15 protein-coding genes are annotated in these 14,843 nt (G+C 70.3%); 5 read left to right on the forward strand and 10 right to left on the reverse strand.

Features of this window, described 5'->3' with window-relative positions; all coding sequences use genetic code 11:
* Positions 1 to 21: 21 nt before the first annotated feature.
* Together icmA and BKA25_RS19720 are read right to left on the reverse strand one after the other, a co-directional pair.
* On the reverse strand, positions 22 to 1,800 hold the full coding sequence (gene icmA, locus BKA25_RS19715; RefSeq protein ID WP_084642687.1) for a coenzyme B12-dependent isobutyryl-CoA mutase large subunit: 1,779 nt from the start codon (positions 1,798 to 1,800) through the stop codon (positions 22 to 24).
* 240 nt (positions 1,801 to 2,040) lie between these two features.
* Positions 2,041 to 2,343: an MTH1187 family thiamine-binding protein gene (locus tag BKA25_RS19720; protein WP_069847644.1), complete on the reverse strand. Its 303-nt coding sequence runs from the start codon at positions 2,341 to 2,343 to the stop codon at positions 2,041 to 2,043.
* 84 nt (positions 2,344 to 2,427) lie between these two features.
* Between BKA25_RS19720 and BKA25_RS19725 the strand changes: the two genes are divergently transcribed.
* Positions 2,428 to 2,958: a MarR family winged helix-turn-helix transcriptional regulator gene (locus BKA25_RS19725; RefSeq protein ID WP_069847643.1), complete on the forward strand. Its 531-nt coding sequence runs from the start codon at positions 2,428 to 2,430 to the stop codon at positions 2,956 to 2,958.
* 74 nt (positions 2,959 to 3,032) lie between these two features.
* Here the strand turns inward: BKA25_RS19725 and BKA25_RS28005 are convergent, their stop codons facing one another.
* A complete protein-coding gene (locus BKA25_RS28005) occupies positions 3,033 to 3,392 on the reverse strand; it encodes a DUF3817 domain-containing protein (RefSeq protein WP_069853388.1) in 360 nt (119 codons plus the stop codon).
* A gap of 312 nt (positions 3,393 to 3,704) precedes the next feature.
* On the opposite strand from BKA25_RS28005, the gene BKA25_RS19735 reads away from it, so the two are divergent.
* Entirely contained in the window at positions 3,705 to 5,114 is a 1,410-nt protein-coding gene (locus BKA25_RS19735) for a DNA polymerase IV (protein ID WP_069853387.1), read from the forward strand.
* Positions 5,115 to 5,138: 24 nt separating this feature from the next.
* On the opposite strand, the gene meaB is transcribed toward BKA25_RS19735, so the two are convergent.
* From meaB to BKA25_RS19750, 3 genes are all read right to left on the reverse strand, one after another.
* On the reverse strand, positions 5,139 to 6,101 hold the full coding sequence (gene meaB, locus BKA25_RS19740) for a methylmalonyl Co-A mutase-associated GTPase MeaB (protein ID WP_069847641.1): 963 nt from the start codon (positions 6,099 to 6,101) through the stop codon (positions 5,139 to 5,141).
* Between the two features lie 6 nt (positions 6,102 to 6,107).
* Positions 6,108 to 7,295 carry an acetyl-CoA C-acetyltransferase gene (locus BKA25_RS19745; RefSeq protein ID WP_069847639.1) on the reverse strand — a complete coding sequence of 396 codons (1,188 nt, stop codon included), beginning with the start codon at positions 7,293 to 7,295 and terminating at the stop codon, positions 6,108 to 6,110.
* Between the two features lie 115 nt (positions 7,296 to 7,410).
* Positions 7,411 to 8,268, reverse strand: a complete 858-nt coding sequence (locus BKA25_RS19750) for a DUF1028 domain-containing protein (RefSeq protein WP_069847637.1) — start codon at positions 8,266 to 8,268, stop codon at positions 7,411 to 7,413.
* A gap of 117 nt (positions 8,269 to 8,385) precedes the next feature.
* On the opposite strand from BKA25_RS19750, the gene mce reads away from it, so the two are divergent.
* Positions 8,386 to 8,838, forward strand: a complete 453-nt coding sequence (mce, locus tag BKA25_RS19755; RefSeq protein WP_069847635.1) for a methylmalonyl-CoA epimerase — start codon at positions 8,386 to 8,388, stop codon at positions 8,836 to 8,838.
* A 428-nt stretch (positions 8,839 to 9,266) separates the two neighbouring features.
* Positions 9,267 to 10,820 carry a coiled-coil domain-containing protein gene (locus BKA25_RS28010; protein WP_069847633.1) on the forward strand — a complete coding sequence of 518 codons (1,554 nt, stop codon included), beginning with the start codon at positions 9,267 to 9,269 and terminating at the stop codon, positions 10,818 to 10,820.
* A 21-nt stretch (positions 10,821 to 10,841) separates the two neighbouring features.
* Here the strand turns inward: BKA25_RS28010 and BKA25_RS19765 are convergent, their stop codons facing one another.
* Positions 10,842 to 11,630 (reverse strand): alpha/beta fold hydrolase, encoded by a 789-nt coding sequence (locus tag BKA25_RS19765; RefSeq protein ID WP_069853386.1) that lies wholly within the window; start codon positions 11,628 to 11,630, stop codon positions 10,842 to 10,844.
* A gap of 253 nt (positions 11,631 to 11,883) precedes the next feature.
* Here BKA25_RS19765 and BKA25_RS19770 point away from each other — a divergent pair, with 253 nt between their 5' ends.
* Complete coding sequence (locus BKA25_RS19770) at positions 11,884 to 12,201, forward strand: Rv1322 family protein (protein WP_375791862.1); 318 nt, start codon at positions 11,884 to 11,886, stop codon at positions 12,199 to 12,201.
* A 50-nt stretch (positions 12,202 to 12,251) separates the two neighbouring features.
* Here BKA25_RS19770 and dhaM read toward each other — a convergent pair whose 3' ends face one another.
* Genes dhaM through dhaK form a run of 3 tightly spaced genes read right to left on the reverse strand, consistent with a single transcriptional unit; the run spans position 12,252 to position 14,841 of the window.
* Positions 12,252 to 13,196 carry a dihydroxyacetone kinase phosphoryl donor subunit DhaM gene (dhaM, locus tag BKA25_RS28740; protein ID WP_446323463.1) on the reverse strand — a complete coding sequence of 315 codons (945 nt, stop codon included), beginning with the start codon at positions 13,194 to 13,196 and terminating at the stop codon, positions 12,252 to 12,254.
* A complete protein-coding gene (gene dhaL, locus BKA25_RS19780) occupies positions 13,193 to 13,840 on the reverse strand; it encodes a dihydroxyacetone kinase subunit DhaL (RefSeq protein ID WP_069847631.1) in 648 nt (215 codons plus the stop codon). Before dhaL ends, dhaM begins: the two co-directional genes overlap by 4 nt.
* Positions 13,840 to 14,841 (reverse strand): dihydroxyacetone kinase subunit DhaK, encoded by a 1,002-nt coding sequence (dhaK, locus tag BKA25_RS19785; protein WP_069847629.1) that lies wholly within the window; start codon positions 14,839 to 14,841, stop codon positions 13,840 to 13,842. Before dhaK ends, dhaL begins: the two co-directional genes overlap by 1 nt.
* Positions 14,842 to 14,843: the final 2 nt, after the last annotated feature.

Genomic DNA, 14,843 nt, shown 5'->3' on the forward strand with positions numbered 1-14,843 from the left:
CTGCGGCATGGGATCGGTCGGTCAGAAGCGGGCAGGCTCGGTGTAGACGCCCCATTCGCTGCGCAGTGCCCCACAGATCTCACCCAGGGTGGCCTCCACCCGAACCGCGGCCAGCATCGGTTCGATCATGTTGCCGGTGCCCCTGGCCGCCTGAACCAGATCGGACAGGGCGCGTCGAACCTGCTCGGCGTCTCGACCGGCCCGCCGGGCCCCGAGCACCCGGTTCTGCTCCCGTTCCACCTCGTGTCCGACGCGCAGGATCTCGAGTTCGTCCGAGATCGAACCGGTATGCCGGTTGACCCCGACCACCCGCTTGTCCCCCTTCTCCACGGCCTGCTGGTAGGCGAAGGCCGAATCGGCGATCTCGCCGGTGAACCAGCCGTCCTCGATGCCGCGCAGGATGCCGGAGGTCATCTCGCCGATGGGATGGTTGCCGGAGGGCACCGCGATCTCGGCCATGGTCCGGATGTGGTCGAACACCCGCTCCGCCTCCGCCTCGATGCGGTCGGTCAGCGCCTCGACGTACCAGGAGCCGCCGAGCGGGTCGGCGACGTTGGTGACACCGGTCTCCTCGGCGATCACCTGCTGGGTGCGCAGGGCGATCTGGGCGGACTTCTCGCTCGGCAACGCCAATACCTCGTCCAGGGCGTTGGTGTGCAACGAGTTCGTGCCGCCGAGGACCGCCGACAGCGCTTCGAGGGCCGTGCGGACGATGTTGTTCTCCGGCTGTTGCGCGGTCAAGGAGACGCCTGCGGTCTGGGTGTGGAATCGCAGGGACTGCGCCTTGGCGGTCTTGGCGCCATAGACGTCGCGCAGCCACCGGGCCCAGATCCGCCGGGCGGCGCGGAACTTGGCGATCTCCTCGAAGAAGTCGATGTGGGCGTCGAAGAAGAAGCTGAGTCCGGGAGCGAAGGCATCGATGTCCAGACCTCGGGACAGGCCCAGCTCGACGTAGCCGAAGCCGTCGGCCAGGGTGAACGCCAGTTCCTGTGCGGCGGTCGCTCCGGCCTCGCGGATGTGATAGCCGGACACCGAGAGCGGCTTGTAGGCCGGGATGTTCGCGGCGCAGTACTCCATCAGGTCGCCGATGAGGCGAAGGTGCGGCTCCGGCGCGAACAGCCATTCCTTCTGAGCGATGTACTCCTTGAAGATGTCGGTCTGCAGGGTGCCGTTGAGCTTGCCGATGTCGGCGCCCTGCCGTTCGGCGGACACCAGATACATGCAGAACACCGGGACGGCGGGGCCGGAGATGGTCATCGAGGTCGTGACCTGGTCCAGCGGGATGTCGGCGAAGAGGATGTCGGTGTCGGCCGCCGAGTCGACGGCGACCCCGCAGTGCCCGACCTCGCCGAGCGAGCGGGCGTCGTCCGAGTCGTAGCCCATCAGCGTCGGCATGTCGAAGGCCACGGAGAGGCCGCCGCCGCCCTGCTCGAGGATCATCTTGTAGCGCTCGTTGGTCTGCGTCGCGTTGCCGAAGCCCGCGAACTGACGAATAGTCCACGGCTTGCCTCGGTACCCGGTGGCGTGCAGGCCTCTGGTGAACGGGTACTCCCCCGGCCAGCCGATCCGCTCGAAGCCCTCGGGTTCGGCACCCGGCTCCGGCCCGTACAAGGGGTCGACGGTAGCGCCGGAGAGCGTGGTGAAGTCGGCGTCGCGCACCCGCCCCGCCGCCTCGGCTGCGGCGAAGTTCTTCTCCCAGCGTTCACGACCCGTGGCCAGGTCGGCATCGGCGCCGCCGTCGGTCACTCGGCCGTCGTTGCGTCCGGTGGGGTTCGCCCCCGGATTCTGGTCACCCTGCATGGTCGTCCCCTCGAAGCGGCCTGGGAATCGGCGGTGGCCGACACCCTCATAGTAGGACTTCCTACTATCGGATGCCCACCATCATTCCCGGCCGCAACAGGAGACCCGGACAGCAACCAGGCGATGCCGATGGACCGGCCGCATTTCGACAACGTCGTCGTCGCCCAGAAACCCATCGAGTTCGCGTGCTTCACGACCCGGGCCCCGGTGGCGCAACGGTGCGATCGGCCCCTGCGCGGGCTATTGATCCTGCGCGAGCCGCTCCTCGACCCGCTCGACCTTGGCCTGCAGCTGCCCGACGTGCCCTGGCCGGATGTCGGCCTTGATGACCAGGCTCGCTCTGGGTGCGGAGGCCAGCACCGCATCGGTGGCGCGCTTGACGACCGCCATCACCTCGTCCCACTCGCCCTCGATCGTGGTGAACATCGAGTTCGTCTCGTTGGGCAGACCCGACGCACGCACGATGCGCACCGCCTCCGCGACCGCCTCGCTGACGCTCTCCGAGCCGCCGCCCGCCGGACTCACGCTGAATGCGACCAACATGTGCTCCTCCTTCTCACCGTTTCGCTACCCGTCGGTACATCCGTCACTCTGGCACGGTGGGCGACGCTGCTAGCGTCGATCCTCATGACCGGCCACCGACCACTTCCGTTCGACCCCATCGCGCGTGCGGCCCAGCTCTGGTCCGACCGCATCGGCTCGTCGGGCACGATGGCTGCGGTGACCAGCGTGATGCGGGTACAGCAGATCCTTCAATCCGCAGCGGACACGGCGTTGCGGCCGCTCAACCTGACCTTCGCGCGGTACGAGGCACTCGTGCTGTTGTCCTTCTCCCGACAGGGAGCTTTGCCCATGCGTGTGATGGGAGAGCGTCTGCAGCTCCATCCCACCAGCGTCACCAACATCGTGGACCGCTTGGAGAAGGACGATCTGGTCAAGCGGACCCCGCACCCCACCGACCGAAGAACCACGCTGGTCGCCATCACCGAGTCCGGCCGAGAGCGGATGCAGTCCGCGACCACCGCCGTCACCGAGGTGAACTTCGGGCTCAACGGCTTGGAAACCGACGAGCAGACTCGACTCACCGAACTGTTGGCCAAGGTCCGACTGGCGGCAGGCGATTTCGAGGACAGCGACACGGCGACAGCACGGCCGTGACGGTCCGAGTCAGCCGCCCGCAGGCACTCACAGGAGTGCAGGCGGGCGGCTTTCGACGTTATTGAAGCCCCGCGTCAACTCGCGGTCGTGGTCTCCGGCTCCTGCGACGCCGAGGCGGGAGCTGCGGCCGGGGCCGTCTCGATCCGGCCGGTGCGCCGGGCCCAGCGCTCGAAGACGACCGTCCCCAGCGGGGGGATGCTCGCGATCAGGGCCCAGATGGTCGTCTTGGCATCCCACTGCAGCGTCCGCCGAACCAGGACCACCGAGGCGACGTAGAGCACGAAGCAGGCACCGTGGATCGGGCCGAAGATCTGCACCCCGAGCTCGTTGCCCACCACGACGTACTTGAAGAACATCCCGATCAGCAGGCCGGTCCACGACAGCGCCTCGGCGATGGCGACCACACGGAATCGGGCGGCTAGCGTGGCGAACACGGGATTCCTCCATTGATCGGCGGGCGGCACCGCATCGGCCGACCAGCGCGGGCGATCCCGACGGCGTATCGCCGTGGCGACCACGGTGCCGAGGCCGGTCCGATACGTCCGCCACTGTAGAGCGGCCGAACAGGCGGGCCGAGGCGGCATCCCCCGCACGGCGTCCACATCCGGCCGTCTCGCCGAGCCGGGGCGGGCCCGCATCGGTGTGCCCTCGACGACGGACCGACCCGGTCGGAGAGTCGCTAGGCGCCTTTCGTCGGTCGAAGGAGTTTGAATAGGGCGGTGAGCCGCTGGGTGCTGCACATCGACATGGACGCGTTCTTCTCCGGCGTCGAGCAACTCACCCGGCCCACGCTGCGGGGCCGGGCCGTGCTCGTCGGTGGGGCCGGGCCACGCGGCACCGTCGCCGGGGCCAGCTACGAGGCCCGTCGTCACGGCGCTCGTTCGGCGATGCCGATGGCCCAGGCCCGCAGGCTCTGCCCGATCGCCACCGTCCTACCGCCGAGGTTCGTCGTCTACAGCAGGGCCAGCGAGCGGGTCTTCGACCTGCTCCGCCAGTTCTCGCCGGTCCTGGAACGGATCTCGCTCGACGAGGCCTTCACCGAACCCCCCGCGCTGCAGGGCGCGAGGCCGGACGAGGTGACGGCAGCGGTGATCGCCCTGCGCGAGCGGATTCGAACCGAGCTGGGCCTGGTGGCGTCCGTGGGGGCGGCCACCGGCAAGACCATGGCCAAGATCGCCTCCGACCTGGCCAAACCGGATGGCCAACTCGTCGTGCCGCCCGGCAGCGAACCCGCCACGCTGCGGAATCTGCCGGTGCGGGCGCTCTGGGGGATCGGTCCGGTGTCCGAGGAGAAACTCCACCGCATCGGGGTCCGGACGCTCGGCGAGTTCGCCGCCCTGAGTCGCCGGGACGCGGCGGGCCTGCTCGGGCAGGCGATCGGCACCGAACTGCATCGCCTCGCTCAAGGCCAGGATGGCAGACCCGTGGCGGAGCGGTCCGAGAACAAGCAGGTCAGCGCGGAGACGACCTTCGAGCAGGACCTGACCGATCCGCAACGACTGGCCACCGAGGTGCGACTGATGGCCGAATCTGCGTATCACCGACTGATCGCCGCGCACCGGGCGGCGCGCACGGTGCGGGTCAAGGTGCGGGACGCCGACTTCGTCACGATCAGCCGGTCGGAGACCGTCCAGGCGGCCACCACGGACCGAACTGTCCTCACCGCCATGGCACAACGGCTCATCCGGGCGGCGGTGCCGCCGGGAACCAAGGTGCGGTTGGTGGGGGTCTCACTGGGCGGACTCAGCAGGGGCGAGCAGGAACCGCTGTTCGAGTCGACGACCGATCTTCCTCGCCGGGCAGCCGAGGTCGATCCGTCTTACGACGGCGTCGCCACGCAGGCCGTCGTAGCGGAGGCGATCGAGCAGGAACCCGAGCCGACGCCGCAGGATCCCACCGCCTCGGACGGCACCGAGGGCCCCGACGCGGACGGCACCCCGAGGTGGCGTGCGGGCCACGATGTCGCCCATCCGGAGTTCGGCCACGGCTGGGTACAGGGCGCAGGCGTCGGCCGGGTCACGGTGCGTTTCGAGACCCAGGCGACCGGGCCCGGCCGGACCCAGACCTTCGCGATGACCGATCCGCTGCTCACCGAGGCCGACCCGCTCGACAGCCTCGGCCCCGCCTTCCACCGCCCGGACAGCCAGGGGCACTAGGCGGGGCCTGCTGGGCGGCCGACGTCAGGAACGAAGGTCGGCCAACAGCTGTTCGGCGGCGCGATAGGGATCGCTGCGCCCGTCGACGATCTCCCGCGCCAGGCCCGCCAGAGTCGCCCCGCCCCGCAGCTCGCCCATCTCGGCTCGCAGCCGCGCGGCCACCACCGCCTGGATCTCGTTCTCGGCGCGTTGCACCCGTCGGGCGTCCAGCTCCCCGTGCTCGATCAGCCAGTCCCGATGATCGGTGACCGCCTGCACCAGCTCGTCCACCCCCTCCGATCTGGCCGCCACGGTCCGGACGATCGGCGTCCGCCAGCTCGGCCCCTTCTCGCGTCTACCGAGGGAGATCATGTACTTCAGCTCGCGCACCGTCTGATCGGCGCCCTCACGGTCGGCCTTGTTGACCACGAACACGTCGGCGACCTCGAGGATGCCCGCCTTGGCGGCCTGGATGCCGTCCCCCATGCCGGGAGCGAGCAGCACCAGCGTGGTGTCGGCCAGCGAGACGACATCCACCTCGGACTGCCCGACCCCGACGGTCTCGATCAACACGATGTCGAAGCCCGCCGCATCGAGCACCCGAAGCGCCTGCGGGGTCGACCAGGCCAGCCCGCCGAGATGCCCCCTGGTGGCCATCGAGCGGATGAACACGCCGTCGTCGGTGGCGTGTTCCTGCATACGCACCCGGTCGCCGAGCAGTGCACCGCCCGAGAACGGCGAGGACGGGTCGACCGCGAGGACCCCGACCCGCCGTCCGCTGGCCCGCAACGCCTTGACCAGTGCCGACGTCGAGGTGGACTTGCCGACGCCGGGCGGTCCGGTGAGTCCGACGACCTGTGCTCCCCCGGTGTGCGGGGCGAGTTCGGCGGCCACCTCGGCCAGCCGGGGACTGCCGTCCTCCACCAGCGAGATCAGCCTGCCCAACGCACGAGCCTGCCCGTCCCTGGCCCGCCGGACCAGCTCGGACACCGTCATCTCGGCTGCCATCGACGCCTACGCCTTCGGAACGCGCAGCAACAGGGCGTCGCCCTGGCCGCCACCGCCGCAGAGACCCGCAGCACCGACTCCGCCGCCGCGTCGCCGCAGTTCCAACGCCAGGTGCAGCACGAGGCGGGCGCCGGACATCCCGATCGGATGGCCGAGGGCGATCGCGCCGCCGTTGACGTTGACCCGGTCCTCGGGAACGCCCAACGCCTTGCTCGACACGACGCCGACGGCCGCGAAGGCCTCGTTGATCTCCACCAGATCGAGATCGGCGGGCGCGAGGCCCGCCTTGGCGCAGGCCGCCGCGATCGCGTTCGAGGGCTGTTCCTGCAGGCTGGCATCCGGCCCGGCGACCATGCCGTGCGCGCCGATCTCGGCGATCCACTCCAGGCCCAGTTCCTCGGCCTTCGCCCGGCTCATCACCACGACCGCCGCCGCGCCGTCGGAGATCTGCGAGGACGAGCCCGCCGTGATGGTGCCGTCGGGGGTGAACGCGGGGCGCAGCCTGCCCAACGACTCGACCGTCGTCCCGGCTCGGACGCCCTCGTCCGTCTCGAACAGGATCGGGTCGCCCTTGCGCTGCGGCACCGACACCGGGGTGATCTCCTCGGCGAACACCCCGCGCTGTACCGCCGCATCGGCCGCCTGGTGCGAGCGGGCGGCGAAGGCGTCCTGCTCGGCCCTGGTCAGCTCGTGGCGGGCGTTGTGCCGTTCGGTGGACAGGCCCATGGCGACCTGGTCGAAGGCGCAGAACAGGCCGTCGTGCGACATGTGGTCCACGAGCGTGACGTCGCCGAACTTGTGGCCGGTCCGCGAGCCGGGCAGCAGATGCGGAGCCTGGCTCATCGACTCCTGACCACCTGCGACGACGATCTCGCATTCGCCTGCCCGGATCAGCTGGTCGGCCAGCGCGATCGCGTTGAGTCCGGAGAGGCAGACCTTGTTCACGGTCAACGCCGGAACGGTCATCGGGATGCCGGCTGCGGCAGCGGCCTGCCTGGCCGGGATCTGGCCTGCGCCTGCGGTGAGCACCTGGCCCATGATCACGTAGTCCACCTGGTCGGGAGCGACGCTCGCCCGTTCCAGGGCCGATTTCACGGCGATACCACCGAGGGCGGCGGCGGAGAAGTCCTTCAACGATCCGAGCAGGCGGCCGATCGGCGTCCTGGCCCCGGCGACGATGACGGAACCGGTCACGACTGTCTCCTTGCGTGTGGAGGGAGAGTGTGTGGAGCGTGATGCGATGACATCGGCTCCGATCGGACCCTACCCGGCGGTTTCGGCGGGTCCGAGAGTGATGCGGCGCACAACATCAGCCAACGGCGCCGAGACTGCGCCAAGCGGGTGCCAGCGGGCCGCCGAGGGAGGCCTGATGCGCACACCACGCCGGGAACGTCGGCGACAGCAGATCGGCGGCGGCCGCCAGCACGGGCGCCTCGGCCATGTCGTGGGCGACCGCTCCCGCAGCGGCCCAGCCGGTGAGTAGCGAGTCCCCTGGGATGCGCTCGGCGGCGTCGACCAGCCGCTGAGCCAGGTCGGCATCCTCGTGGAGCCGGTCGGCGTTGCCTGCCAGCAGGTCGTGGGCGCGATGGACGTCGAGCAGTCTACTCAACTCCCGCAGCGGGTCCCGGTGGTCGTCGACCCGCAGATCCAACGGCAGGACCTCGTTGGCGTCCGGACTGCGCACCACCAACCCGGCGGACTGCTGACCCCGCACATCCCCGCCGGCCTGCTGCCCGGCGCGCAGGGCCGCGAGCAGTCTGCGGGCCAAGGGTCCGGTGGTGTCCAGGAAGGTCTCCGACATCGCCTCGCAGACCACCGGCAGGGTCAACAGGTTGCCCTGCACCGCATAGTGCTCCTCGACGAGATCGGTCGCGTGGGCCGGAGTGTCCGGCCCGGTCCAGGTGCCTGCTCCCGCGCGCCCCACGGCGCCGCACTGCACCTCCCGCCCCGGGTCGATCGCGGCGATGGCCGATTCCGGGTGCGTCCCGGCCTTGATCCGATCGATGATGCCCCGCTGTTCGGCGGTGCCGCCTGCGGCCAGGACCGACACAGCGGCGACGCCGGGCTCCACGATGATCGCTCTGGCACCGATCGCGAGGACGCAGCCTGCCACGGCAGCGCCCAGCTCGCCGGTGGTCGAGTCTCTGGCAACGATCGAGAAGGTCACGGCCGGAACCGTAGTTCACCCCGAGCACTCGCGCGGCGAAGACCGATCCACACCGGATGGCATCCGACCCCGCCGATTACTGCCGACGGGCGCCCGCGCTCGTTAACCTCGGCGACCATGCACAGCACGATCTCGTCCTTCGTCACCGCGATCGACCATGTCGGCATCGCGGTCCACGATCTGGATTCCGCCATCGCCTTCCATCGCGAGCATTTCGGTCTCGTCGTCGCACACGTGGAGACCAACGAGGACCAGGGAGTGCGCGAGGCGATGCTGCGCGCACCCGGCGACTCCGGCGAGGGCACGGCGGTTCAGCTATTGGCACCGTTGACCTCGGAGTCCCCGATCGGCCGATTCCTGGACCGCTCCGGCCCCGGCCTGCAACAGCTCGCCTACCGGGTCACCGACGTGGCCGCAGCGGCGGCGGCCCTGCGGGCGAGTGGACTTCGAGTGCTGTACGAGACCGCACGGCGTGGGACGGCGGGCAGTCTCTGCAACTTCGTGCATCCCAGGGATGCGGGCGGGGTGCTGGTCGAGCTGGTCGAGCCTGCCCCTTCCTCGGAGCACTGACCCCGCCCGGCGGCGGGCCGACGACGATCGGCCCGCCTACGCAACCCTCCGCAAGCAGTCCCCACCTGTTCGGGTGAACATTTGCTGCTCGATCGCGTTTAGCGACGGCGACGCACCTCGCCGCAGGACAAGGCCGCATGGCAGTGTCGGGCCGGTGTGGACGGACGCGATGCGGGCAAGCGCCCGGAAGGCGGGCGAAGTGACCCGAGCGCCCGATGGGCAGCCGCGAGCAGCGCACGCAGCGCATCCACTGTGGGGAGATCGGCACCGCCGGTGCCCTTCCAGTAACTCTCTATCGTTGCCAGGGCAACCCGAAGTGCCCATCGTCAACAGGTCGGCGGATATCGTGAGCAGAATCGCGAAATCCGGGTAGACATTGACCAAGAGTCATCCCTGATTCACCGTACCGGGCAGGTAGCGTGACAACCATGGGCCTCGCTGACGACCGTGATCTTCTCCCGTTGGGCTCCGGCTTCGAGACAGTCCGGCGCGGCGGCTACAACCGTGCCCAGGTCGACGAACATCTGGAGCGACTAGACACCGACCTGCGCATCCTCGCCGCCGACCGCAATGCGGCACTCTCGCAGGCCACCGACCTGGCAAGACAGCTCGAGGCAACCCGGGCCGAGGTGGAGGCACTGCACTCGCAGGTGGAACGCCTCAACCAGCCCCCCACCAGCCTGGAGGGAATGAGCGAGCGCCTGCAACGCATGTTGCGCCTCGCTCAGGAGGAAGCCAACGAGATCCGTTCTCGGGCCGAGACCGACGTAGCCGATATCAAGGCTCGCTCCGAAGCCGAGATCACCGAACTCCGCAACCATTACGACCGCCTGATCGCCGAGAACGAGAACCGGCGTCAGGAGATGGAATCGGAGCATCGGGAACTGTTGGACAAGGGCAGGCGCGACACCGAGCGCGCCCTGGCCGAGGGACAGGCCGAGGCGACCCGACTGGTCACCGAGGCCGACCGGGCGCGCAAGGCCGCAGACGAGGAGTCAGAGGCCCGTCGAATCAAGGTCGACGAGGACTTCGAGATCGCGATGTCCGCCCGCCGCACCGACGCCATGCGGGCGTTGGCCGAGCAGGAGGCGCACAGCAAGGCCGAGGCCGAGCGGCGGGTCCGCGAGGCGACCCACGAGGCGAACCGGCGACTGCAGGAGGCCACCGCCGAGTCGCACCGGCGGGTCCGCGAGGCCACCGAGGAATCCAACCGACGTGTCAGCAAGGCACAGAACCAGGTCGAGACGCTGCGCAAGCACCGGGCGCGGCTGGCCGAACAGGTTCGTACCATCAACGGCCTGCTCGCCGACTCGCTCCCGCTGATTCAGCGGTTCGAGGAGGAGGGCGACGCGCCATGGCCGCACTTCGCACCTCCCGCCCCGCCGAACAACCCGGCACCGGTCCAGAACCCGCAACAGAGCGGGCCGACCCCGAGCGGACACCCCGGTCAGCAGGCTCCGGCCGCCGCATCGGCCCCGGCCGCGCCGTCGGCTGCCGCCCCGGCGAGTCCCGCGAACCCGCCCGCACCCGGCTTCGACCCGCCGACCCAGCAGTTGCGGCTCCCCGAGAAGCCGCTCGGCCGGTCTGCGGACAACGACGCCGAGGACGCGAATCCCGGCGGCCACACGACCATGTTGGCCCGGCCCACCCCGCCCGCCGAGTCGACCGAGGTGTTGCGCACCGACGGCGGGGACGCCTCGACCGAGACCGAGCTGTCGGATTCGGCTGCGGTGACCGAGCCGGAGGCCACCTCGACCCCGGCTCCCGAGATCACGCTTCGGTGGTCGGAGTCGGCCGCGAACGGAACGGTGATCGCCCAGCCCGTCGGGGCCGACGCGACCCTGGTCGCCGACCCCGCCGAGGTGGCCGCAGTGGGTGAGAGCGCCGAGGAGAAGCCCGCAGGCACCGCCGGAGCCTTCGCCCCGAACCAGGACGAGCAGGTCACGGCGACCCTGCCCCGGCCCGGCCACACCCCATCCTGATTCTCGGTGGCGCGGGCGCCGTCAGGCACCGCGCCGCCGAGCCAGCCAGGGTCGCACCACCGACAGGAACCCGTCCGGATCCTCCAGCGGCACCAGGTGGCCTGCGTCCGGGATGACCGCGATCTCACCCTGGAGCAGCGACTCGGCGAGTTCCATCGCCGGCCCCGGCGGGGAGAGCTCGTCCTGTTCACCCACCACGATCAACGTCGGTAGTCCGGCGGCACGCAGCGCATTACCGGAATCAGGACGGTCGGCCATCGCCCGCTGGGCCCACGCCACCCCCGAGGCGGGCTGGGAGCCGATCAGTTCCGTGACGCGCTCGACCACCAGCGGGCGGCTTCGGTGGGTGGTGGCACCGACCAGTTTCGGCAGCATCCCGTCGGCCAACCAGCCCTCGGTGCCCTCCTGCTCCGCACGGTCTGCCGCAGCCAATCGCACCGCGCGGGGTCCCTCGTCGTCGGCCTCGGCTTTCGTGTCCACCAACAGAAGTCCGGCCACCCGCTCGGGTGCGAGTCGCAGCAACGCCATGGCGACATAACCACCCATCGAGGCGCCGCCGACGATGGCACGTTCGATCCCCCAACGGTCCAACAGCGCGATCGCATCGGCGGCGGCCACCGCGAGGTCCGGGGCGGGCGGGGTCGTATCACCCTCGGACAGGGGCGTGCCGCCCATGCCTCGTTGGTCGGGGGTGATCAGCCGGACATCCTCGGCGAGCGCGGCGCGAACGCCGTCCCACATCCGGGAGTCCAGCGGGTAGGCGTGGAACAACAGCAACGGCAGGCGGGAATCGGCGTCCGTGGAGGGCATCACGCCATCCTGCCGGATCCGGTGCTGCCCGGGGCGATCGGCGATCCCGGCGGGTCCGGCAGGCGAGCAGGACCGTGCGCTTCACCGCGAGCCCGCCACGGGGCGGGAAGTCGGTACATCCCTCCGGGGACGCGCCGACCGGCGTCCTGAGACGGAATCGGGCGGCGCAGCGACCATCCTGCACGCACCTCCCGGATCGTTCTCGGCGCGCTGCTCCTCGCTGCTCTCCCGGTAGCGGCTAGCGTGTCCTTTCGTGCCACGCCGCAACCATTCCCGCCGCGCAGGTCTGACCGCCGCGACGAACCAGCATCGAGAGATCGGTGCGAGTGCGAGCTCGGCCCGCCGGGTCACGACTCCCGACGGGGACTGGTTGGTCCGTACCGTCCCCGGTGCGCATGCCGCCAAGGCCTATCGATGTCCGGGCTGCGATCACGAGATCAACGCGGGCATCGCGCATGTGGTGGCCTGGCCCGACGAGGATCACGGCGGGGTCGAGGATCGGCGGCATTGGCACACCGGCTGTTGGAACGCCCGAGGCAGGCGAGGTCCGACGGTCCGTCGTTGGCGTTGACCCACCGCGCGGCGACCGGCAGATCGTCGCCCGTCGCCCATCGCAGCGGGCTAGTCCTCGAAACCTCGATCGGCTAGCTCCGTCAGCCTGCGCAGCGCCTCGGCGGCGTCCGGCCCCGCAGCCCGAACCTCGATCCGATCGCCACTGCCCGCGCCGAGCCCCAGCAACGCCAGGACGCTGCCTGCGTCGGCCTGACGGTCGCCGAAACGCACGGTGACCCGGGCCGTCAACCCGGCGACGCACCGGGCGAGCAGGGCGGCCGGTCGGGCATGCAGGCCGACGTCGTTTCGCAGCTCCAGTTCCGCGGCCAGCATGTCGGTCTCTTGAGCGTGGGTCGACAACGAGGTCAGGGCGGGAGTGACCTCCGGCGCGGGGATGGACCAGGCCTCCGGCGCAGGCGCCGACGCCTCGGATTCCGACGTCGCTGTCTGCTCCCCGGTCGGGGTCTCCGGCGGCGGGGTGGCGGCTGGTGACTGGGCGGTGTTCGCGGACTGGGCGGTGTTCGCCGGCTGGGCGAGCGGCCACGGCGATTCGGTGGCCGCCGCGAATCCCGAGTCGGTGGCACCGCCCGATTCGTCCTCCGTACCGAACCCGGGATCCGCCAACGGCCATTCCGCATCCGCAGCGGCCGAGGACGCAGTCAGCGCGACCGAGTCCAGGTCAGCCCCGCCCTGCGCGGCCACCGCAGCGGCGACCGTGCCCTCGACGAACGGCGCGTCCGCCACATAGGCCCGAGAGGGGTCGTCGAGCGCCTCCACGGCGAGCTCCGCCGTCATCTGCGCGCTGCCGATGTCGTAGAGCAGCACGACGCCCGCGCCGCGATCCGCGCGATCCAGCGCGTCCGCGACCGACTCGAAATCGGTGCCGAGCTCGCCACCGGGCAACCCGCCCGCAGCCTCGATGGGGACGTCCGGAGCCATCTGCGCCGCGAGCTCGGCGAGCCCCTCGGCGAGCCGACGACTATGCGAGACGAGTACCAGACCGACCAGACTCACGAGCCCTCCCCGAGCGAACCTGCCGAAGCGGCGAGCGAGGTCAGAATCAGCTCGGTGGATCGCGCGCCCGGATCCAGGTGGCCCGCGCTGCGCGGCCCGAGGTACGACGCGCGTCCTTTCCGTGCGACCAGCTCGACGGTGTCGTGTGCGCCCCGGGTGGCAGCCCTTGCCGCCTCGGCGAGCACACCCGACGCCGAGTCGCCGCGCTGCGCGGCCGATTCGGCCGCCTTCGCCGCTGGGACGAGGGCATCGACCATCGTCTTGTCGCCGATCTCGGCCCGGCCTCGGGCGATGACACCCTCCGACGAGGCCGCCAGAGCCTCGGCGACTGCGGTGCCGTCGAGCGTCGCTCGATCTCCGAGAGCCTTGGCCGCCCGCAGCAACGCCGTGCCGAACAGCGGCCCGGCGGCACCGCCGACCGTGGAGATCAGCGTCGTGGCCACCGATTTCAGGACCGCGCCGGGAGTGGCGGCGTCCATCGCGGCGAGCCGCTCGGCGACCACGTCGAACCCGCGGCGCAGGTTCTCACCGTGATCGCCGTCGCCGATCTCGCGGTCCAACCGCACCAACTCGTCTCGATGAGCGCGGATCACCTCCGCGACGCCGAGCCATGCGGCGACCATGCTCGATCCATCGCAGGCCATCAGCGTCCCCAACGCAGCGCGGGAGTACTGACCGGCGCATCCCAGAGTTCGGCCAGCTCGTCGTCCAGCCGCAGGAGTGTCAGGCTGATGCCCTGCATCTCCAGGCTCGTCACGTAGGGGCCGACGAGGCTGCGCTCGACGAGGAATCCGCGTTCGTTCAGCAGCGCCACGGCGCTCCCGTGCGCCAGGTAAAGCTCGATGAGCGGCGTGCCGCCCATCGAATTGGTGAACAACAGCACCCGGTCCCCTGCGGTGAACGGCAGGTCCTCCAGCACCGGCGTCAACAGCGTTCGAACCAGGTCCTGCGCCGGAGCGATCCGGGTGCGCTCACGCCCCGGCTCGCCGTGGATGCCGATGCCGATCTCGATCTCGTCCTCGGCGAGCACAAAACTGGGTTCCCCGGAATGCGGAACCGTGCAAGGCGCCAGGGCCAGCCCCATCGAGCGGACCGAGTCGACCACCTTCCTGGCGAGTCGTTCGCAGGTATCGAGATCGGCGCCTGCCTCCGCGGCCGCGCCGACGATCTTCTCGACCAACAACGTGCCCGCCACGCCGCGTCGCCCCGCGGTGAACAGTGAGTCCCGCACCGCGACGTCGTCGTCGATCACCACGGTTCGGACATCGATGCCCTCGGCCTCGATCAGCTCCGCAGCGGTCTCGAAGTTCAACACGTCGCCGGTGTAGTTCTTCACCAGCAGCAGCACCCCGGCCCCGCCGTGCGCGGCCGCCACAGCAGCCTGCACCTGATCAGGGGTGGGCGAGGTGAACACCGGTCCCGGGCAGGCCGCCGTGAGCATTCCTGGACCGACGAAACCACCGTGCAAGGGCTCGTGTCCGGAACCGCCGCCCGAGACGATCGCGACTCGATCGGGGATGGGGGCGTCGGCACGGACGATGTACGCGGGATCGGTGTGCTGCACTCGCAGTTCGGGATGCGCCTGGGCCATGCCGTACAGCGCCTCGGTCACGACGGCGGCCGGATCATTGATGATCTTCTTCACTG

The sequence above is a fragment of the Actinoalloteichus hymeniacidonis genome, from assembly GCF_014203365.1.
GTDB classification, from domain to species: Bacteria; Actinomycetota; Actinomycetes; order Mycobacteriales; family Pseudonocardiaceae; genus Actinoalloteichus_A; species Actinoalloteichus_A hymeniacidonis.

Bases quoted from the DNA above. Each gene is read 5' to 3' on its own strand.
- icmA (WP_084642687.1), bottom strand. From the start codon at position 1,800: ATGCAGGGTGACCAGAATCCGGGGGCGAACCCCACCGGACGCAACGAC.
- BKA25_RS19720 (WP_069847644.1), bottom strand. From the start codon at position 2,343: ATGTTGGTCGCATTCAGCGTGAGTCCGGCGGGCGGCGGCTCGGAGAGC.
- BKA25_RS19725 (WP_069847643.1), top strand. From the start codon at position 2,428: ATGACCGGCCACCGACCACTTCCGTTCGACCCCATCGCGCGTGCGGCC.
- BKA25_RS19735 (WP_069853387.1), top strand. From the start codon at position 3,705: ATGGACGCGTTCTTCTCCGGCGTCGAGCAACTCACCCGGCCCACGCTG.
- mce (WP_069847635.1), top strand. From the start codon at position 8,386: ATGCACAGCACGATCTCGTCCTTCGTCACCGCGATCGACCATGTCGGC.
- dhaL (WP_069847631.1), bottom strand. From the start codon at position 13,840: ATGGCCTGCGATGGATCGAGCATGGTCGCCGCATGGCTCGGCGTCGCG.
- meaB (WP_069847641.1), bottom strand. From the start codon at position 6,101: ATGGCAGCCGAGATGACGGTGTCCGAGCTGGTCCGGCGGGCCAGGGAC.
- BKA25_RS28010 (WP_069847633.1), top strand. From the start codon at position 9,267: ATGGGCCTCGCTGACGACCGTGATCTTCTCCCGTTGGGCTCCGGCTTC.
- BKA25_RS19765 (WP_069853386.1), bottom strand. From the start codon at position 11,630: ATGCCCTCCACGGACGCCGATTCCCGCCTGCCGTTGCTGTTGTTCCAC.